This is a genomic window from Devosia sp. J20-27, assembly GCF_055808595.1.
The window spans coordinates 3,121,004-3,139,001 of the sequence record NZ_CM147875.1; the positions used below are offsets into that span (position 1 = coordinate 3,121,004).

The window sequence follows — 17,998 nt, forward strand, 5'->3', positions numbered from 1 at the left end:
ATCCTGAGCCTGTCGAAGGACGAGGCGGGCAAACCCGATCCCCGGCCCTCGTGGTTCGACAAGCTCACCATGAGGTCCACTGAGACAGGCGTGCGCTAGAAACAGTTGTTGATGCCTTTATCGAGCTTTTTCTGCCAGTCAGGACCGAGCGTGTCCTTGGCGTCAATTCCCTCGTCGTAGCCGGGATCGCCGCGATTGAGCATGACCAACTCCATTTCCGCATTGTTGCTGCCGGCCACGTAGGTCATTTGTCCGCCGTAGGTGGTGTGCGTCGAGCCATAGACGCTGCTCCCCATGCGATTGAACGATCCGGTTGTATTGGCGTAGGTGGGCCCTGTGCTGACAACGCGCGTGTTGTTGGCGCTCCCGATGCCGACGACGATGAAGCGCTCGTAACCACCCTTGAGTGTGGTGATCGCCGCCATCTGGTTAGCCACACTCGTTGCACCGGTCGTATGGCAAACAGGTGCCGCAGAAGTCGACACCAGCACTCTGTTGCGCGACAGCTTGGTTACCGAACTGCTCGCGCATGCGGACAGTGAAACCACACAAATTCCGATGATCAATATTGATAAACGCATGATAATGTTCCCCCACGCGCATCATTGCGTGGCCATCTGATTGCGTAAAGGGAAAGTTGTACTTGCTAACGTCGGCCCGAACGGCCCTCGTGGTTCGACGGAGCTCATGAGGACCTCTCTGGCATCGTGGGTTTTGCCACTGCGTCTGGCACTTGCCCGCAGCCTCACCCTGCCCCTCCCAGCCTCATCCTGAGCCTGTCGAAGGACGAGGCGGGCACACCGGTCCCCGGCCCACATGGTTCGACGAAGCTCACCATGAGGTCCTCAAGGGGACCCAGGCTGTGGTGTGTCGCTGAAAGCAGACCTCTCAGCAAACCACCGCTCCCCCAAAGGCCTCATGGTGAGCCTGTCGAACCACGAGGGCGAGCGAGTGGAGCGTGCACAGCGTGGAGGCTCATGATGAGGGCTGGGCTGGTCCACGGTTCCGCCGCCGCGCCAGCAATGCCAGACCTTGCCAGTCCTGCGCCATTAGCGCCTCTTTCTTGGCCCGCGACCAGCCCTTGAGCTGCCGTTCGCGCGCAAAGCCCTCCAGCAGGCGCTCGTAGTATTCGGCATAGACCAGTTCCACGGGGCGGCGGCCATGGGTATAGCCCGGCACGAAACCCTGATTGTGCTCCCAGGTCCGCTCCTCGGGCGCGCGCTTGGTGCTGCCCACGTAATAGGACCCGTCCGCGCAACGCAGCATGTAGATCCAGAGGTGCAGTTCATCGTCCATAGAGCCATGGTGCGCCCGGCCCCATGGTTCGACAAGCTCACCCTGCGGGGCCTCTCCGGTGCGGGCATTTTGGGACTGCGTCTGATGCATATTTGTCCCGCAGCATCACCTGCCCCTTCGCGCCCTCTTGTCCCACCGAGCCTCACGCTACCCCCTCCGAGCCTTATCCTGAGCCTGTCGAAGGACGAGGCGGGCGCACCGAGTTCCCGGCCCTCCTGGTTCGACAAGCTCACCATGAGGACCTAATCTGCGTTGGCGGGCGCAGCGCTCTATGCCGGCAGTACCCGCTCGCTGACAACTCACACCCCGGAGCCCCACCATGCCAACCTACCCCGGCGGCTGCCTCTGCGGAGACGTCCGCATTATCGCCACCGGTGCGCCCGACCGCGTCGGGCTCTGTCACTGTCTTGATTGCCGCAAGCATCACGGGGCGCTGTTCTTTGCCGCCGCCATCTTCCCGCAGCAGGCGGTGGAGATCAGCGGCGAGACGCAGAGCTTTGCCGGGCGGCATTTCTGTCCGCGCTGCGGCTCGTCGGTGTTTGCCCGCTCGGGCGACGAGATCGAGCTGCATCTGGGCGCCCTCGACGCCCCTGACCAACTGATGCCGACCTACGAGTGCTGGACCGTGCGCCGCGAAGCCTGGCTGCCGCCCTTCCCGCTGGCGCATCGCCATGCGCACAATCGCGACGGCAGCGGTCGCGCCGAAGACTGACCGCGCCGCTGCGGCGCGCCCCGGCATGGTCCAATCGTCCAATACCGCCTGCCGCCAAACAATGCTCCAACACCGGCAAAACAGCTTTGGAGGACATGACTTGGCGCTCACCGACCACACCCTGAACGACGGAACCACCCTGCCCGCCATCGGCCTGGGCACCTATGCCCTGCGCGGCGTCGAGGGCGCGAAGGCCATGGCGGCGGCGCTCGACGAGGGGTATCGGCTGCTCGACTCGGCGGTGAACTACGAGAACGAAGGCGCCGTGGGCCATGCCGTGCGCAGCTCGGGCGTGCCGCGCGCGGAGATCCGCGTCACCTCGAAGCTGCCGGGGCGTCATCACAAGAAGGCGGCGGCGATCACCGCCATCGAGGAATCGGTGCTGCGGACCGGGCTCGATTATATCGATCTCTATCTCATCCACTGGCCCAACCCCAACCAGGGCCTCTTCGTCGAGGCCTGGGAAGGGCTGATCGCAGCGCGCGAACGCGGTCTGGTGCGCTCGATCGGCGTCTCCAACTTCCTGCCTGCCCATCTCGACCTGCTGGTCGAAAAGACCGGCGTGGCGCCCAGCGTCAACCAGGTCGAGCTGCATCCCTATTTCAGCCAGGAGACGCAGCGCGCCGCCGACACGTCGCATGGCATCGTCACCCAGGCCTGGTGTCCGCTGGGCAAGGGCTCGGACCTGTTCAGCGACGCGGCGATCACCGGTCTTGCCGCCAAATACAGCCGCAGCCCGGCGCAGATCGTGCTGCGCTGGCACCTGCAGCTGGGCACGCTGCCCATTCCGAAATCGGCCAATAGCGGCCGCCGACTGGAGAACCTCGATGTCGAGGGCTTCGAGCTCGACGCCACCGACATGCGCGTCATCGCCGGCATGACCCGGGCCGATGGCCGGCTGTTCGATGCCGATCCGGCCACGCACGAAGAGTTCTGAACCCTTCCCACCCAAACCGTCCTGCATCCGTTTTTCGAGGCCCGCCATGTCCACTCCCGCATTCCACGTCGACCCGCTCGTCTGGGGCCACGGCCCCCGGATTTTCGAGGCTTTTCTCGAGCCCACCTGCCCCTATTCGGCGCGCGCCTTCGCCAAGCTCGACCAGTTGCTGGCCGAGGCCGGCGAGGACAAGCTGACGCTCAAGATCCGCATGCAATCGCAGCCCTGGCACATGTTCTCGGGCGTCATCGTGCGCACCATCTTCGCCGCGGCCACCCTGCCGGCCGGCAAGGAAGCGGCCAAGGCCGTCTATGCCGCCGTCAGCACCCGCATCCCGGAATTCGAGTTCGAGCACCACGCCACCGGCCCCAATCGCGGCGCCTCGCCCGACGATCTGATCCGCCGCATCGAAGGCTATACCGGCCTCGAGCTGATGGAGGCCTTCAACCTCGTCGGCCTCGACAAGGCGGTGCGCTGGGACACCCGCTACGCCCGCCAGAACGGCATCCACGTCTCCCCCAGCTTCATGATCGACGGCCTGTTCCAGCCCGACATGAGCAGCGGCGACGCCGTCTCCGACTGGCTGAAGAAACTCGTCTGAGGTTTTCGCCCGGGGCCGTACTCACTCCCTTCTCCCCTTGCGGGAGAAGGTGCCCGAAGGGCGGATGAGGGGTTCTGGCAAGGCCACAGCTCCTCACGTCGTCTGGAGCCGCGACGCCACCACGTGTTGCCTACCCCTCATCCGGCGCTGCGCGCCACCTTCTCCCGCAAGGGGAGAAGGAATCAGGGAGATCGATGTGTCCTGCCCACGGTATCTCAGTCCGTCCACCCTCCCCCTTGCGGGGAGGGTTGGGGAGGGGGTTTGAGAGCCCCGCTCGTGCCGCTCCCCCCACCCTTGATCCCTCCCCGCAAAGGGGGCGGGTGACGACTGCAAGCGCCGCTCAACAACTTCCGCACCGGCTCAACCGCGTGCCCGACCTGGTCCTTCCTCCTTCCCTTCTCCCCTTGCGGGAGAAGGTGCCCGAAGGGCGGATGAGGGGTCGTGGCAGGGCAACAGCTCATCACTCCCTGCAAGCGCCGACGTTGTGGAGGCAACACCCCTCATCCGGCGCTGCGCGCCACCTTCTCCCGCAAGGGGAGAAGGAAACCGGAAGATCTACGTGTGCCAAGTGCACTCCAAATCCCTGCCATCTGCCGTTCATCCTGCAGCAAATCCGTTCAGACGGCTGACAGACTTATCCCCGCGCTATCACACCGCATTACACTTCCCCATCGCCGCCCCGAAACGCGAGATCATGACGAGTGATTGGGGGGACGAGGCCGGGTGGTCCGGATGTCGGTCCGGATCAGGCCAAGCCGGGGAGGGTGTGCAGGCCCAGGTGACCTGCCGCCTTAATTTGTTGCCGCGGGCGGACGTCTGTCGTGTTCGCTCAAAGGGGTCGGACTGGAGAAACGCGAAGAGCGAGGTCCGGTCGAGACGGCGACCCTGCGGCGGAGGGGCGATCCGCAAATGCCCTGATCCTTTCCGGTGCACGCCTAAAATCCAGGTGGCAACGGCGGAGCCGAGCTCCAGCCGGGCGCTCCTACCCGCGTCCGGCATTCGAACCATCGACGGGCTCTGCTCCGCCGTTGTTCGCGACTACCATCACAACCGGAGGCGGTGACGCCGGCCGGGGTTTCGGCGTGCGACGCGAACCCGGCGTCATCGCGCGAGGCAACCTCGCCGCGACGACCGCGCCTCAGTCGAGCTTGAGGTCGTGCTCCAGAAAGGCCGCGAAGGCTGCCTTGTGGTCCGGGTGCCAGCGCGACAGCGCCGGGCGGTCGAGGATGATGTCCAGCGCATTCCAGTAGATGCGCTTGTGGTCGGTGGCGGCGCTGGTCTCGTTGTCCGGGCAGAGGATGAAGAACCCGTCCCGCGCCATCGCCGCCTGCATGAAGTCGATCACCTGCTCGGGCATCCAGGCCGACGGGTTGGGCTGAGCGTCGCCGGTGGTGGTCCAGCCCGGGATCAGCAGATGTGCCGTCACCGTGCAGCCGGGCCGCTCGCGCAGGTCGCGCGCCAGGTTCTGGGTATAGGCGTTCACCGCCGCCTTGGAGGTGTTGTAGGCAGGATTGCCGGGCGGATTGGTCAGCCCCTGCTTGGAACCGGTGTTGACGATCGCTGCCGGCCTGCCGGCTTCCAGCATGCCCGGCAGGAAGGCCTGCACGCCATTGACCGGTCCCATGACATTGACGGCAAACACCCGCTGCCAGTTGGCATTGTCGTCGAGAATGCCGCCCGGTCCGCCGCCGACAAAGGCGGCAGCATTGTTCATCAGCAGCGTCACCCGCCCCAGCCGCGCCGCAACCTCGCCGGCCAGTTGCTGCATGGCGGCGAAGTCGGCCACATCGGTCTGGGCTGTCAAAATATTCGCCGCGCCCACAACCGCCGCGAGTTCGGTCTCGATGGCGGCGAGCTTGCCGGCGTTGACGTCGACCAGTGCCAGCTTCATGCCGGCTGCCGCCGCCTGGCGCGCCGCAGCGCGCCCGATGCCGCTGGCGCCGCCGGTGATCACGGCTACGCCGCCCTTGGTGAATGCCTCGGCCATCTGTGCTGCTCCTCGTTCGCCTCGAGCCGCACGCTAGTCGGCCATCCCCGGGGACGCAATGACAGGGCGGGCCCCATCGGGACCCGCCTCGCCTGTTATGGCGCCTAGCGGACGAAAAGCACCACCGACGCACCGCGGACCTTGATGCCGACGACATTTCCCGCGTCAAAGCCTGTGCGGTCGAGGTGCTCGTCGAGCACGTCGTTGGCGGCGATGTGTGGCCGCAGCTGGGCGATGTTGGGCTGCAGGTCCTCGGCGCAGACTTCCACGACGTCGACGTCGTCGCCAGCATCGACGCCGCGTACCTGGGAGCTCTGCACCGGGCGGAGCTTGCCCATACGGGTGTCGCAGCCTTCGGCAAAGCCCGGCATGAACGGGTCGCCGGGGCTGGTCTGGCTACCGCCGCCACCACCACCGCCGCCGCCCGGGTTCGGAGCAAAGCCGCCGGGTCCGCACAGACCACAACCGCCTCCACCACCGCCGCCGCCAGGGGCAAAGTCGCCAGGACCGGCCGCGACCTGTGAAACACCGGATAGGGCAGCAACCGTCGCCACCACTGCAAGGATCGAGAACGTTTTCATCGTCATTTTCCTTCTGTGTGTGGGCGCTGACTGGGCCAGTCGCCTCGTTGATGACGCGACTATGAGCGCGGCCGATTGAACTCACCCTGTGCGCAGTGTTCACACGTGGTTAAGCATCCCGCCCCCCGGAACGATGGGGCTTCCCGGGCGTTGGCCTCAAAGTCCAAAGGAGAAAAGCGCCATGACCGACCCGCACACGCCGCTCAAGCCCGCCGACAAGAAGCCCGGCGAGGTGATGCCGGATGTCCCGGAAACCGAGGCCCCCGCCGAGGTGCCGTCGGAGGGCCAGTTGCCCGGCATGCCACTGTCGCGTGATCCGCTGCTCAATCCGGGCCCTACCCCGCCTACCCGCGAGGTGCCGCCGCTCGACTGAGCGGCCTTCACCGGCATGTGACTATCACCAGCCATAGCGTCCCGGTCTGCCGCTTCTTATATTAGCGGCAGACTTCACCACATCCGGAGGACAATATGGCTTCAACCGAGCGCGCCGTTCTGGCAGGCGGCTGCTTCTGGGGAGCGCAGGACCTGATCCGGCGCCAGCCCGGCGTCATCTCCACCCGAGTCGGCTATTCCGGTGGCGATGTTGCCAACGCCACCTATCGCAACCACGGCACCCATGCCGAGGCCGTCGAGATCATCTTCGATCCCGACACGACCAGCTTCCGCAAGATCCTTGAATTCTTCTTCCAGATCCATGACCCGACGACCAAGAATCGTCAGGGCAACGATGTGGGCCTCAGCTACCGCTCGGCGATCTTTTACACCTCCGACGAGCAGAAGCGCGTCGCCGAGGAGACCATTGCCGACGTCGACGCGTCAAAGCTCTGGCCGGGCAAGGTGGTGACGGAACTGGCGGCTGCCGGCCCCTTCTGGGAGGCCGAAAGGGAGCATCAGGACTACCTGATCAAGCATCCCGGCGGCTATACCTGCCACTTCGTGCGTCCCAACTGGGTGCTGCCGCGCCGAGGCGAAAGCAGCGTCGCCGCCGAATAGGGACCGGAGGCGGGCTCAGACCCGCCTTCTCCCCGTACCCGAGGACCGTCAGGCCATGAAGCCTGGGATGTCGAGCAAGGGCACCAGGACCAGCAACAATACCAGAACGATGACGAAGCCGACGACGGTCTTGATCGTTCGGCCATAGGTGGCGGGTTGCGGCTCTTGCGGCTTGTCGGGGTGATCGACTGGCATATGCTTTTCCTGCGCGCGGGGTGCGCGCCGTCAGGGTACGCCCCGTTGGAGTGTCACCCTAACGTTTTCTTGAGACAAGGCGTCTGGCGCGCTAGCCTAGGCCCATGCCCCGTCTCACACCGTTCGAACGCATCACCCTCGCCGTCCAGGCCCAGGTTCCCATCGTCCGCGCCCTTGAGGCCGAGCTGGGGCGCGACAAGGCGCATGCTCTGGTGCGCCAGGCGCTTGATGCGTCCAACCGGGCCATGGTCGCCAAACGCGGGTCATTGCTCGATATCCCGACACTCAAGTCGGAATTCGCGGGCTTCGGCGAAGGGGTGCGCTACGAGTTCGAGACCGTCGAGGAAAGTGACACGCTGCTCCGCAACGAAGTCACGCATTGCGACTATGCGAGCTTCATGGACAGCATCGGTGCGCGCGACCTCGGGCAACTGCTGATCTGTGACGGCGATTTCGCCATGGCCGACGAACTCGGTCTCACCCTCGAACGCACCAAGACCTGCATGGCAGGCGATGGACACTGCAATTTCTGCTATCACGTCAAGACACCCAAGACCGCCTGATGAAGCTCATAGCCCTTCCTGCCGATGGTCCGCTGCTGGCCAGCGAGGCTGATGCCGTCGATCTGCTCGGACAGCTCTACGGCGCCGATTGCGACACCTTGGCCATTCCGGTCGGTCGCATGGCCCCCGAATTCTGGCAGCTGAAGACCCAGCTGGCCGGTCTGTTCATTCAGAAGCTGGCGAACTACCACGTTCGCCCGGCCTTTGTCGGCGACCTGACTGCCCAGATCGCGGCCAGCGACGCGCTCCGGGACTACGTGCGGGTGTGCAACCGGCGCGGCGACGTCCTCTTTGTCGACACCCTCACCCAGTTGGAGGCGAAGCCGTGACGCTGGATATTCTCTATGTGATGGCTGCTTCGCAGGAGTATGGCCCGCACCTGCAGGCCCGCATCAACCCGCTGATGACCGGTGTGGGCCCTGTCGAGGCCGCCGTCACCGTGGCTGCCCAACTCGCAGAACTGCTCGCCGCCGGCCGCCTGCCGCATCTGGTGGTGTCGCTGGGGTCTGCCGGATCGAGCCGTCTGGAACAGGGCAAGGTCTATCAGGCGTCGAGCGTCTCGTGGCGCGACATGGACGCCTCGGCCCTCGGCTTCGAGCCGGGCGTCACGCCGTTTCTCGGCCTGCCGGCCAGCCTGCCGCTTGGCCATCCCGTGCCCGGCATCGAGCAGGCCAGCCTTTCGACCGGTGGCGACATCGTGTCGGGCGCGACGTACCGCACCATTGCTGCCGACATGGTCGATATGGAGACCTATGCCGTGCTGCGGGCCTGCCAGCGCTTCAATGTGCCGCTGGTGGCCCTGCGCGGCATTTCCGACGGCCGGGCCGAGGTGCGGACCCTGACCGACTGGACGCACTATCTGCATGTCGTCGACGAGAACCTCGCGGCGGCCGTCGACCTGCTCGAGGCCGCCGTCAAGGACGACCTCATTCCTTAGAGCGGCGGCGCAGCTTGCGCTCGCGGCGGCGTTTGGCCCACCAGCGCTGGCCGCGCAGGATCAGATTGTTCAGCGGCCCCTGCAGAAACGGCAGATCGAGCGCCAGCAGCAGCAGCCCCAGCGGCAGCATCCAGATGCCGAGCACCGGCAGGAAGCTGAAGATGCCGCCGAGGACCAGCAACAGCCCGAGCGGGATGCGCAGGATGCGTGACGCGGGCCGACGGACCCATTCCAGAAATCCCCGCGAAATCGGTATGCTGCGGGAAATCCGGTCGAACTGCCGGTTGAGCCGTCTGAAATTCTTGTCGAACACGTGAATTGCCCTGATGTGCTCTTGCATATTGGGGGGCGCCGTCGGCGGCGCAAGGTCCCCCGGTCGGGATGACGGTCGAGCCGCCGCGGCAATGCGGCTAACACACCCTTAACGGAATGGCTTCATGCTTAAGAAAGCGGGTCGAGAGGTCCGCCTCCTTTTTTGTATTGCGTACTGGAGTGTGCCGTGTTCGGCGCTATCAGGCTTTCCGCCGCGGGCCTTGCCCTGGCTGTTTCCGTATCGGGCTGTGCCATGTTCTCGCCGTTCGGCGCGCTGTCGCCGAAGGACTGCATGACGCGCGTCATGTATTTCGAATCCAATCGCTCGAGTGCCGAAGGCATGCTGGCGGTCGGTACGGTGGTGATGAACCGCGTCGCCGACCGGGAGTATCCCAAGACAGTGTGCGGCGTTGTCGGGCAGAAGAACCAGTTCGCCCCCGGCGTGATGTTCAAGCCGATGAAGGAAGGGCGCTCAAAGGCCCTCGCTGCCAGCGTCGCCGAGCAGGTCCTGCACGGCGCGCGTCATCCCGGGGTCCGCGATGCCCGTCACTTCCACACGGCGGGCCTGCGCTTCCCCTACAACAACATGCACTACGTGCTCGAGGCCGGCGGGAACGAGTTCTACGAGAAGTACTGACGGGCGTCAGAAGTCGCCGCCCATGTCAAAGCCGTCGAAGCCGTCACCACCGAAATCCCCATCGCCGCCATCATCCGTGGCGTCTGCCTCGGGTTGAGGCGCCGGCTCCGGGGGCGTTTCGGCCGCATGCGCCGCGCCACCGCCAAACATGCTGCCGATCGCACTGCCGAGCAAGACGCCACCGGCAACACCCATTGCGGTCTGCGCCGCGCCGGCCAGAAAGCCGCCGCCACCCAGGCTACGGCCGCTACGGGACGGCTCTCCTGAGCGGTCGTCGCGATCCCAGGGGCCGCGCGGGCGCGACGTATCGGCCCGCGTCCGGCTGTTGGCCTCCTCGAGCTGACGCTCCAGTTCGCGAATGCGGGTGTCGGCAACCTCGAGGGCATGCTCCTGCACCAGCACTGTCTGCGCCATATAGTAGGGCGCGCCCGGCTGCCGGGCGATCTCCCGGGCAATCAGTTGCTCGGCATCGGGATCGCGATCCGGCGTGCGGCGTTCGACATCGGCAATGCGTGAGAACAGACCTTCAATGGCCCGGCGGTCGTCAGCGTTCAGCATGGTTCCTCTCCTTGCCAGCGCCCTTTGGGACGCGAACGTACAAGACATGGGAACCGATGCCGGTCATGACAATAGCGCGTTGACAGCGCCGCTGGCTGGTTCATTCTCACAGTCATTGCGAAGACGAGGCATTTCATGGCTGACGACCTTCCCCCACCCGACAGCAAGCTGACGAAGACCAAGTCCCGCTGGGCGGAACTGGGCAAGTTCATCACCGGCCTCACCTCCCGACCGGAGGATGCGCGGCTGCCGCCGGGCCAGCATCTGGTCAAGAACTGGCCGATCCTCGACCTCGGCCAGACGCCCAATGTTCCCCGGGACGTCTGGCGTCTCGACATTGTCGGGCTGGTCGACAGGCCACAGACTTGGACCTGGGAGAACTACATGGCCCAGCCGCAGACGGAAAAGACCTCCGACATTCACTGCGTCACCAGCTGGTCGCGCTACGACAACCACTGGCAGGGCGTCACCACCCACGACCTCCTTGAGGCCGTGCAGCCGCAGAGCACGGTCACCCACGTCCTGCTGACCAGCAATGACGGCTACACCACCAATCTGGCGCTGGCCGACTTTGCCAGCCCGGAAGCGCTCGTTGCCCATAGCTGGGAGGGCTCGCCCATCCCCGTGGATCATGGCGGGCCTGTGCGGCTCGTCGTGCCGCACCTCTATTTCTGGAAGAGCGCCAAGTGGCTGCGCAAGATCGAGTTTGCCGATCATGATCACCCCGGCTTCTGGGAAGTCCGGGGCTATCACAATCACGGCGATCCGTGGACCGAGGAGCGCTACTCCTGAGCCTCAGGCGCCGGTGAAGTCGCGCTTGCCGATCGGCACGCCATTGTGGCGCAGGATGTCGAACGCGGTGGTCACGTGGAAATAGAAGTTCGGATAGACGTTGTCGAACAGATAGCTCTGCGCCACCACCTCGGCATCGCGTACCTTGATCACCTGGTCCTCAAGCCCGTTCACGTCGGCTTCTGAAAAGCCGGCGACGTAGTCCAGCGCCTTGCGAATGCGCGAACGCAGGTCTGGCAGCGTCTTTTCCTCGTCGGGCCATGACGGCGCGTCGCGTCCGGTGATGCGCGACAGCGCGAACTTGGCGCGGTCCGTGGCGCTCTGCACCTGGAACGCCAAAGGGTGCATGTCCGGGGCCAGGCGAGACGCTGCGAGCACTTCGGGCCCGATCTTGCGTTCGGTCGCATTGGCCTCGGCTTTTTCAAGGATGCGGTCGAGATTGGTGAGCATGCGCGTGAATGTGGCCACCGTGGCGGTGTACATCGAGATCGTCATTCTTGCCTCTGGGTGTGCCCGTGGCGGGCGGTTGGAAGGTGTTACCAGCTCTGGTTGACATCGCGTGCCGTCGGAGACGGCTGAAACGCCGGCGGCAAAGCTGCAGGGTCGGGTTGTCTGGACTGGGGTTCAGCCGAACCACCCGGCTCGAACTCGAACTCTTCCGGCGCGACGACCTGGAACGTCCAGTCGCCGACCATCACGCCATCGAGGCTTACCCCGATATGGTGCTCGCCCAGCGGATCGCCCGCCGCAACGCACCAGCCGTGCGAGGTCCAGCCGTCCGAGTCCGGTGTCAGCTTCAGGGTCACGACGGCACTCCTGGCGTCGGCGCTGATCTGCATCTCGGAGGCCGGATCGTTCCGATAGTCCTTCCAGGCTTCGAGCGGCACTGGTAACTGAAGTGTTTCGATCAGCGTCAGTTCGGACGTGCTCGACGGATCGAACTGCAGGTACCAGTAATAGCAGGCGGACTCGGGCAGGTTGGGCACGATGGTGCCGACCTGGCTGATGCTGGTGCCATTGTGCGTGTAGTCGACCTCGAAGCGCGAATCGATGACCTCGGCGGCGAGTGCCGTACCGCAAAGGCCGATGGCTGCCAGCGCTGTCAGCACGCGTTTGATCATGCCGATCTCCCTCTTTGCCGGCAGCATAGCATCGGCAAGCTACGATGGAAGCGCGATTTGGCGTGCTGCACCCAAGGCTTTGCCGCTGGCGGGCGTCTCATGTCTTGCCATGTTCGCAGACTTGCCCTCCGATTGGGCAAGCAACCCTACCGGAGGACCTCATGCCGCGTCTGCTCGTCACCTGCCTTGCTCTCGGCCTATTCGCACTCCCCGCGCTGGCGCAGGACGCCCCGGCCGGGCCATACGACAGTTTCGCGCCCGGCGCTGATGGTGAACCGTTCTCGACCACGGGCGAGACGCCGCCGGATGATGCGCTGGTCGCCCGCATCTTTGCGCTCAGCTTTGCCGAACCCTGCGGCTGGGGCATCGAAAGCGGCGCCGAGTTCTCGCCGCCCGTAAGCTACGATCTCAGCTATCGCAACGCCTATGACGAGGCTGGTGACACGGACCACCAGCTCAAGCTCTACCGCTTCTTCTGCGGCGCCGGCGCCTACAACCAGCAGCACGTCTACATGGCCTGGGACAGCGATTTCGGTCTGCGTCCACTCAGCTTCGCGGCGCCGACCTTCGCCGCCGAGCTGGTCGACAAGGACAATTCCGACAGCCCGCTCGCCTCCATCGCCGTCACCGGCGTCGAGGCGATGCAGATCCTCGTCAACTCCTGGTTCGATCCGGCGACCGGCCGCATCACCGCCCGCTCCTGCTGGCGCGGCCTCTGCGATGCCTCTTCGCTCGGCATCTGGGTGCAGGACGGGCCGGGCTTCCGGCTGGAATCCTATGCGGTGGATGCCTCCTATGACGGCGAGGAGAACCTCGTCGAACTCGCCGACTATTCGGCCCCCGTCGACAAGCCGCTCAAGCTCGTCACGCCGCCGGCCTGGCCGGATCTGGAGGGCGAGAACGGCGCGGTCGAGTGATCGCGGCCCCGGAAAAAGAAAGACCGCAGTGCTGTTGCCAGCACTGCGGCCTGAAGAAGGTCCCGCCGCACTGTTGAGGGCTTGGGGGCAGCGGCAGGAACTCCTTGCGGTTCACCGGTGCATGGGTCGTTTGCAGTGATCCAGCGAACTGAGTGTAAGATGGGGGCGATTTGTGGCGGGAGAAGTGGCCCTCACTGATTGGTGAACGCGCGTGTTGCCGAATGTCGGCGAAGTCCCTAAGAGAGTCCCGCAAGGCCATGCTCCAGGGCAAGCCGATTGGCAGGAGTAATTTCCCGCGCCCCGGTCGCCGCTCCGCAGCAGGCAGTGCAAAGAGAACATAATGGACATCATCACACCCAGGGCCCTGCCCCAGAAAGCCTTCACCGACCCGCAGGCGGCTTGGGACTATGTCGCTGAAATCTATACCCGAAACACCGGCTTCATCCGCGAGCAACTGCTCAATCTGACCAAGGGGCACGTCCCCAAGGGGCGCGTCCGGGCCTTCTATCCCGAGGTTCAGGTGACCTCGCGCAGCTATGGCAAGACCGACAGCACGCTGCCCTATGGCTACCTGCATACGCCCGGGCTCTACCGCACCACGATCACCTCGCCCGAGCTCTTCAAGACCTACCTGATCGACAATTTCCAGGTCATTCTCGACAATCATGGCGGCGCCATCGAGGTCGGCGAGTCGACCACCCGCATTCCGCTGCATTTCGCCCTGCCCCCGACCGAGCGCATCGATGGCGAGGCCATCAATGCCCTGCCGATCCCGCTGCGCGACCTGTTCGACGTGCCGGATCTGGCCGATACCGATGACGAGATCGCCAACGGCACCTTCGTGCCGCCGCCGGGCGGCCCCTACCCGCTGGCGCATTTCACCGCGCCACGCGTCGACTACTCGCTGCAGCGGCTCAGCCACTACACCGGCACAGAGGCCGATCACTTCCAGAATTTCGTGATCTTCACCAACTACGGCTTCTACATGGACGAATTCGCCCGCGTCGCCGAAAAGTTCATGGAAGACGGCCACCCGGCCTATGAAAGCTTCGTCGAGCCCGGGGGATTCATCACCCGCAACAAGCGGCTAGGCGGCGGCACCACCGGCACCAGGGCGACCCGCACGCCGCAGATGCCAGCGCTGCATCTGACCATGCCACGCAACCGCGGCATCACCATCGTCAATATCGGCGTCGGCCCGTCCAACGCCAAGACCGCCACCGACCATATCGCCGTGCTGCGCCCGCATGCCTGGATCATGCTCGGCCACTGCGCCGGCCTGCGCAATTCGCAGGAACTGGGCGACTACGTCCTCGCCCACGCCTATCTGCGCGAAGACCATGTGCTCGACGCCGATCTGCCGGTGACAGTGCCCATTCCGGCGCTGGCCGAAGTGCAGGTAGCGCTGGAAAAGGCCGTCGCCGAAGTCACCCAGACCGAGGGTATCGAGACCAAGCGCATCATGCGCACTGGTACCGTGGCGACCTTCGACAACCGCAACTGGGAGTTGCGCGACCAGACCGAGATCACCCGCCAGCTCAGCCAGAGCCGTGCCGTAGCCCTCGACATGGAATCGGCAACCATCGCCGCCAACGGCTTCCGTTTCCGCGTGCCGTACGGAACGCTTTTGTGTGTGTCCGACAAGCCCTTGCACGGGGAACTTAAGCTGCCGGGCATGGCCTCGGACTTCTATCGCACCCAGGTGAACCGGCACTTCCAGATCGGCCTGCGCGCCATGGAAATCCTCCGCGACCAGCCGCCCGAGCGGCTGCACTCGCGCAAGCTGCGGAGCTTTGCGGAAACGGCGTTCCAGTAGGCCGCCATGGCCGACGACCGTTCCATGCTGCCAAGAACCGGGAGTGAATTGCACGACTGGCTCGTGCAGCTCTTTCCTAGCTTCCTCGGGTCATGCGCCTATCCACTCGATACCACGCTGACGCCGCACCGGGTCTGCTCGGAGTTCACCGACTATTTCCGCGACGCCATAGTCACCTACGACAGCCCGGTAGTGATCGAACTCTTTCGGGTAGTTGAGGTGATCGCAGCCGCTGATCCGAAGGACGCCGATCCGGTCGCGAATGCCCTGCTCACCTGCTTTCTTGAGAACATCTCGTGCACCGATCAAGGGCACGCCAGCCGCCGACACATGGGCCCCAGAAGCCTGCGCTTCTTCGACGGCTGGCACTATCCTTACCTCGACCGGCTGGGACTACCGCGATCGGCATAGGCCGTCAGAGCGGCTCGTAATCGATCTCGAGGAACTTGCTGACTTCGGGGATCCAGCGGTCCTTGACGAACGCCACGTGCTTGGGGTGCTGGTCATAGGCCGTGTAGGCAGCCTGATCGGCGAACTCCATCGAGAAGCCGAAATGGTAGTCGTTCTTCTTGCTCACCTGCCTGAGCTGCTCGAACTTCTTGACCCCGGGAATATGCTCCAGCGCCGCCTTGGCGTCGCGCAGGAATGACTTCTCCTGCAGCGACCCATGTGCATGCTTGAGGACGAAAACGACGGTATGACGGATCATGCGACTGCCCCCTCCAGGGCCACTGCCTCGCTCGCGGCGATTGCCGCCATGTTGACGATTCCCCGGCTCGTCGTCGAGGGGGCAAGAATGTGCGCCGGGGCCCGCGACCCCATCAGGATGGGGCCGACGGCCAGCGCGTTGTTCATTTCCTTGAGCAGCGTCATCGACAGGTTGGCCGAGTCGAGATTGGGGAACAGCAGCAGGTTGGCTTCGCCCTTGAGCACCGAGTCGGGAATGTAGCGTTCCCGCAGGTCCTCGTTGAGCGCCAGGTCGCCCTGCATTTCGCCTTCGACGATCATCTCGGGCGCGGCCAGCTTGAGCAGCCGGTAGGCCTCCCGCATCTTGAAGGCGCTGTCGCCATCGCGGGAGCCGAAGTTGGAGTAGCTGAGCAAAGCGGCCCTTGCCTCGATATTGAAGCGCTTGAGGTGATCGCGCGCCTGCAGCGCGATCGAGACGATCTCGGTCGGTGTCGGGTCGAGCGTGACGTAGGTATCGGTCAGGAAGAACGCCCCGCGCGGCATGATCAGCATGGAGAGGGCCGAGACGTCCTTGACCCCGTCCTGCAGCCCCAGGATCGACCGGATATCGCGCACATGCTTGATGTAGCGGCCTTCGAGGCCGCACAGCATGGCATCGGCGTCGCCACGCTTGACCGCCAGCGCGGCGATGGTCGTGGTGTTGGTGCGAACGATGGTGCGGGCGGTGTCCGGCGTGACGCCGGAGCGTCCCACCAGCGAGTGGAACAGCGCCACGTAGTCGCGGTAGCGCGGATCGTCTTCGGGGTTCACCACCTCGAAGTCCCTGCCCGGCTTCAGCGTCAGGCCGAAGCGCTCGATGCGGCTTTCCAGCACGGAGGGACGGCCGATCAGGATTGGTCTGGCGATCCGCTCCTCGAGCAGCACCTGGGCGGCGCGCAGCACGCGCTCGTCCTCGCCGTCGGCGAAGACCACCCGCTTGCCCTGCCCCTGGGCCCGGTCGATGATCGGCTTCATCACCAGCCCGGAGCGGAAGACGAAGCGGTTGAGACTGTCCTGATAGGCCTCGAAATTCTCGATCGGCCGCTTGGCGACGCCCGACTCCATGGCCGCGCGAGCCACGGCCGGTGCGATCCGCAGGATCAGGCGCTGGTCGAACGGATTGGGAATGATGTGCTCGGCGCCAAAAACCGCCGGCTGCCCCGATGGCGAAACTTCCAGCCCGGGGTCATGGGCCAGCCGTGCAATGGCGTGCGCCGCTGCCAGTTTCATTTCCTCGTTGATCGTCGTCGCGCCGACGTCGAGCGCACCGCGGAAGATGAACGGGAAGCAGAGGACGTTGTTGACTTGGTTGGGGTAGTCGGAGCGGCCGGTACACACCATGGCGTCGGGGCGGATCTCCTTGGCCAGTTCGGGCATGATCTCGGGCGTCGGATTGGCCAGCGCCAGGATCAGCGGGCGCGGCGCCATCTTCTGCAGCATTTCCGGCTTCAGGACCCCCGGCGCCGAGAGGCCGAGGAAGATATCGGCATCGTCGATCACCTCGGCCAGCGTCGTCTTGTCGGACGAGCGGCAGAAGCGGCCGCGCCACTTGTCGTTGACGTCGTCGCGCTTGTCGGTGAGCAGCCCGTCCTTGTCGGCGACCCAGATGTTCTCGAGCCTGGCGCCCAGCGCCACCAGGATGTTGAGGCAGGCGATTGCCGCGGCGCCGGCGCCGGAGGTGCAGATCTTCACCTCCTCGATCTTCTTTTTCGCCAGTTCAAGGCCGTTGAGTACCGCCGCGCCGACAATGATCGCGGTGCCGTGCTGATCGTCGTGGAACACCGGGATGTTCATGCGCTCGCGCAGCGCTTCCTCGATCTGGAAGCATTCGGGGGCCTTGATATCCTCGAGATTGATGCCGCCAAACGTGGGTTCGAGCGGTCGCACGATCTCGATGAACTTTCTGGGATCGGTCTCGTCGATCTCGATGTCGAACACATCGATGCCGGCGAATTTCTTGAAGAGGACCGCCTTGCCCTCCATCACCGGCTTGCTGGCCAGTGCGCCAATGGCGCCAAGGCCGAGCACGGCGGTGCCGTTGGAGATCACCGCCACCAGGTTGCCGCGCGACGTGTAGCGCGTCACCGCATCGGGATTGGCGGCAATCTCCTCGCAGGGTGCTGCCACGCCCGGAGAATAGGCCAGCGCCAGATCGCGCTGGTTGCCCAGCGGCTTGGTCGGCTGGATTTCCAGCTTGCCGGGCCGCGGAAACTCGTGGAAATGCAGTGCGGCCTCACGCAAGGCCCGGCGCTGTTCGGACATGTCGGACGACATGGGTCCCCCCTCAATTCACTGACTGCTAGGTGACACTAATCGG

At 64.9% G+C, this 17,998-nt stretch carries 25 protein-coding genes; 14 read left to right on the forward strand and 11 right to left on the reverse strand.

Annotated elements, in window-relative coordinates; all coding sequences use genetic code 11:
- Positions 1-95: 95 nt before the first annotated feature.
- Positions 96-425 (reverse strand): hypothetical protein, encoded by a 330-nt coding sequence (locus AC0L4C_RS15390; protein WP_473400570.1) that lies wholly within the window; start codon positions 423-425, stop codon positions 96-98.
- Between AC0L4C_RS15390 and AC0L4C_RS15395 the strand changes: the two genes are divergently transcribed.
- A complete protein-coding gene (locus AC0L4C_RS15395; protein WP_473400571.1) occupies positions 412-621 on the forward strand; it encodes a hypothetical protein in 210 nt (69 codons plus the stop codon). The two genes, AC0L4C_RS15390 and AC0L4C_RS15395, sit on opposite strands and share 14 nt — an antisense overlap.
- Positions 622-975: 354 nt before the next feature.
- Here the strand turns inward: AC0L4C_RS15395 and AC0L4C_RS15400 are convergent, their stop codons facing one another.
- Complete coding sequence (locus tag AC0L4C_RS15400) at positions 976-1,284, reverse strand: GIY-YIG nuclease family protein (protein ID WP_473403531.1); 309 nt, start codon at positions 1,282-1,284, stop codon at positions 976-978.
- A 331-nt stretch (positions 1,285-1,615) separates the two neighbouring features.
- Between AC0L4C_RS15400 and AC0L4C_RS15405 the strand changes: the two genes are divergently transcribed.
- The 3 genes from AC0L4C_RS15405 (at position 1,616) to AC0L4C_RS15415 (ending at position 3,546) form a co-directional block, all read left to right on the forward strand.
- Positions 1,616-2,008: a GFA family protein gene (locus AC0L4C_RS15405; protein ID WP_473400572.1), complete on the forward strand. Its 393-nt coding sequence runs from the start codon at positions 1,616-1,618 to the stop codon at positions 2,006-2,008.
- A 100-nt stretch (positions 2,009-2,108) separates the two neighbouring features.
- A complete protein-coding gene (locus tag AC0L4C_RS15410) occupies positions 2,109-2,945 on the forward strand; it encodes an aldo/keto reductase (protein ID WP_473400573.1) in 837 nt (278 codons plus the stop codon).
- Between the two features lie 46 nt (positions 2,946-2,991).
- Complete coding sequence (locus tag AC0L4C_RS15415) at positions 2,992-3,546, forward strand: DsbA family protein (protein WP_473400574.1); 555 nt, start codon at positions 2,992-2,994, stop codon at positions 3,544-3,546.
- 1,138 nt (positions 3,547-4,684) lie between these two features.
- Here the strand turns inward: AC0L4C_RS15415 and AC0L4C_RS15420 are convergent.
- Together AC0L4C_RS15420 and AC0L4C_RS15425 are read right to left on the reverse strand one after the other, a co-directional pair.
- Positions 4,685-5,533, reverse strand: a complete 849-nt coding sequence (locus AC0L4C_RS15420) for an SDR family NAD(P)-dependent oxidoreductase (protein ID WP_473400576.1) — start codon at positions 5,531-5,533, stop codon at positions 4,685-4,687.
- A gap of 104 nt (positions 5,534-5,637) precedes the next feature.
- Complete coding sequence (locus tag AC0L4C_RS15425) at positions 5,638-6,114, reverse strand: hypothetical protein (protein WP_473400578.1); 477 nt, start codon at positions 6,112-6,114, stop codon at positions 5,638-5,640.
- Positions 6,115-6,295: 181 nt separating this feature from the next.
- On the opposite strand from AC0L4C_RS15425, the gene AC0L4C_RS15430 reads away from it, so the two are divergent.
- Together AC0L4C_RS15430 and msrA are read left to right on the forward strand one after the other, a co-directional pair.
- Positions 6,296-6,487, forward strand: coding sequence for a hypothetical protein (locus AC0L4C_RS15430; protein WP_473400579.1), 192 nt, complete (start codon positions 6,296-6,298; stop codon positions 6,485-6,487).
- Between the two features lie 95 nt (positions 6,488-6,582).
- The gene (msrA, locus tag AC0L4C_RS15435; protein WP_473400581.1) at positions 6,583-7,107 is read left to right on the forward strand and encodes a peptide-methionine (S)-S-oxide reductase MsrA; all 525 of its coding nucleotides are present in this window, start codon (positions 6,583-6,585) and stop codon (positions 7,105-7,107) included.
- A 48-nt stretch (positions 7,108-7,155) separates the two neighbouring features.
- Here the strand turns inward: msrA and AC0L4C_RS15440 are convergent, their stop codons facing one another.
- A complete protein-coding gene (locus AC0L4C_RS15440) occupies positions 7,156-7,302 on the reverse strand; it encodes a hypothetical protein (protein ID WP_473400583.1) in 147 nt (48 codons plus the stop codon).
- Between the two features lie 104 nt (positions 7,303-7,406).
- Between AC0L4C_RS15440 and AC0L4C_RS15445 the strand changes: the two genes are divergently transcribed.
- The 3 genes from AC0L4C_RS15445 to AC0L4C_RS15455 are packed head-to-tail and all read left to right on the forward strand — an operon-like array spanning position 7,407 to position 8,802.
- Positions 7,407-7,865 carry an L-2-amino-thiazoline-4-carboxylic acid hydrolase gene (locus AC0L4C_RS15445; protein ID WP_473400584.1) on the forward strand — a complete coding sequence of 153 codons (459 nt, stop codon included), beginning with the start codon at positions 7,407-7,409 and terminating at the stop codon, positions 7,863-7,865.
- Positions 7,865-8,194: a DUF4180 domain-containing protein gene (locus tag AC0L4C_RS15450; protein ID WP_473400585.1), complete on the forward strand. Its 330-nt coding sequence runs from the start codon at positions 7,865-7,867 to the stop codon at positions 8,192-8,194. The genes AC0L4C_RS15445 and AC0L4C_RS15450 overlap by 1 nt, the downstream gene beginning before the upstream one ends.
- A gap of 20 nt (positions 8,195-8,214) precedes the next feature.
- On the forward strand, positions 8,215-8,802 hold the full coding sequence (locus tag AC0L4C_RS15455; protein WP_473403532.1) for a 5'-methylthioadenosine/S-adenosylhomocysteine nucleosidase: 588 nt from the start codon (positions 8,215-8,217) through the stop codon (positions 8,800-8,802).
- Here the strand turns inward: AC0L4C_RS15455 and AC0L4C_RS15460 are convergent.
- Entirely contained in the window at positions 8,792-9,115 is a 324-nt protein-coding gene (locus tag AC0L4C_RS15460) for a hypothetical protein (protein ID WP_473400586.1), read from the reverse strand. The genes AC0L4C_RS15455 and AC0L4C_RS15460 overlap by 11 nt on opposite strands.
- 186 nt (positions 9,116-9,301) lie before the next feature.
- Here AC0L4C_RS15460 and AC0L4C_RS15465 point away from each other — a divergent pair, with 186 nt between their 5' ends.
- Positions 9,302-9,751, forward strand: coding sequence for a cell wall hydrolase (locus AC0L4C_RS15465; RefSeq protein WP_473400588.1), 450 nt, complete (start codon positions 9,302-9,304; stop codon positions 9,749-9,751).
- A gap of 6 nt (positions 9,752-9,757) precedes the next feature.
- Here the strand turns inward: AC0L4C_RS15465 and AC0L4C_RS15470 are convergent, their stop codons facing one another.
- A complete protein-coding gene (locus AC0L4C_RS15470) occupies positions 9,758-10,309 on the reverse strand; it encodes a DUF2076 domain-containing protein (protein WP_473400590.1) in 552 nt (183 codons plus the stop codon).
- A 135-nt stretch (positions 10,310-10,444) separates the two neighbouring features.
- Here AC0L4C_RS15470 and AC0L4C_RS15475 point away from each other — a divergent pair, with 135 nt between their 5' ends.
- Positions 10,445-11,101 carry a sulfite oxidase-like oxidoreductase gene (locus AC0L4C_RS15475; RefSeq protein WP_473400592.1) on the forward strand — a complete coding sequence of 219 codons (657 nt, stop codon included), beginning with the start codon at positions 10,445-10,447 and terminating at the stop codon, positions 11,099-11,101.
- A gap of 3 nt (positions 11,102-11,104) precedes the next feature.
- Here AC0L4C_RS15475 and AC0L4C_RS15480 read toward each other — a convergent pair whose 3' ends face one another.
- Positions 11,105-11,596: a DUF1993 domain-containing protein gene (locus AC0L4C_RS15480; protein ID WP_473400594.1), complete on the reverse strand. Its 492-nt coding sequence runs from the start codon at positions 11,594-11,596 to the stop codon at positions 11,105-11,107.
- 41 nt (positions 11,597-11,637) lie between these two features.
- Entirely contained in the window at positions 11,638-12,222 is a 585-nt protein-coding gene (locus tag AC0L4C_RS15485) for a hypothetical protein (protein WP_473400596.1), read from the reverse strand.
- A 161-nt stretch (positions 12,223-12,383) separates the two neighbouring features.
- On the opposite strand from AC0L4C_RS15485, the gene AC0L4C_RS15490 reads away from it, so the two are divergent.
- The 3 genes from AC0L4C_RS15490 to AC0L4C_RS15500 all read left to right on the forward strand — a co-directional run bounded on the left by AC0L4C_RS15490 (position 12,384) and on the right by AC0L4C_RS15500 (position 15,366).
- Positions 12,384-13,139 (forward strand): DUF1176 domain-containing protein, encoded by a 756-nt coding sequence (locus tag AC0L4C_RS15490; RefSeq protein ID WP_473400599.1) that lies wholly within the window; start codon positions 12,384-12,386, stop codon positions 13,137-13,139.
- A 340-nt stretch (positions 13,140-13,479) separates the two neighbouring features.
- A complete protein-coding gene (locus tag AC0L4C_RS15495; protein WP_473400601.1) occupies positions 13,480-14,955 on the forward strand; it encodes an AMP nucleosidase in 1,476 nt (491 codons plus the stop codon).
- A gap of 6 nt (positions 14,956-14,961) precedes the next feature.
- Positions 14,962-15,366 (forward strand): DUF7674 family protein, encoded by a 405-nt coding sequence (locus AC0L4C_RS15500; protein WP_473400602.1) that lies wholly within the window; start codon positions 14,962-14,964, stop codon positions 15,364-15,366.
- A gap of 4 nt (positions 15,367-15,370) precedes the next feature.
- Here AC0L4C_RS15500 and AC0L4C_RS15505 read toward each other — a convergent pair whose 3' ends face one another.
- Both AC0L4C_RS15505 and AC0L4C_RS15510 read right to left on the reverse strand, forming a co-directional pair.
- A complete protein-coding gene (locus AC0L4C_RS15505; RefSeq protein WP_473400603.1) occupies positions 15,371-15,664 on the reverse strand; it encodes a Dabb family protein in 294 nt (97 codons plus the stop codon).
- On the reverse strand, positions 15,661-17,955 hold the full coding sequence (locus tag AC0L4C_RS15510) for an NADP-dependent malic enzyme (protein ID WP_473400605.1): 2,295 nt from the start codon (positions 17,953-17,955) through the stop codon (positions 15,661-15,663). Before AC0L4C_RS15510 ends, AC0L4C_RS15505 begins: the two co-directional genes overlap by 4 nt.
- Positions 17,956-17,998 lie beyond the last annotated feature (43 nt).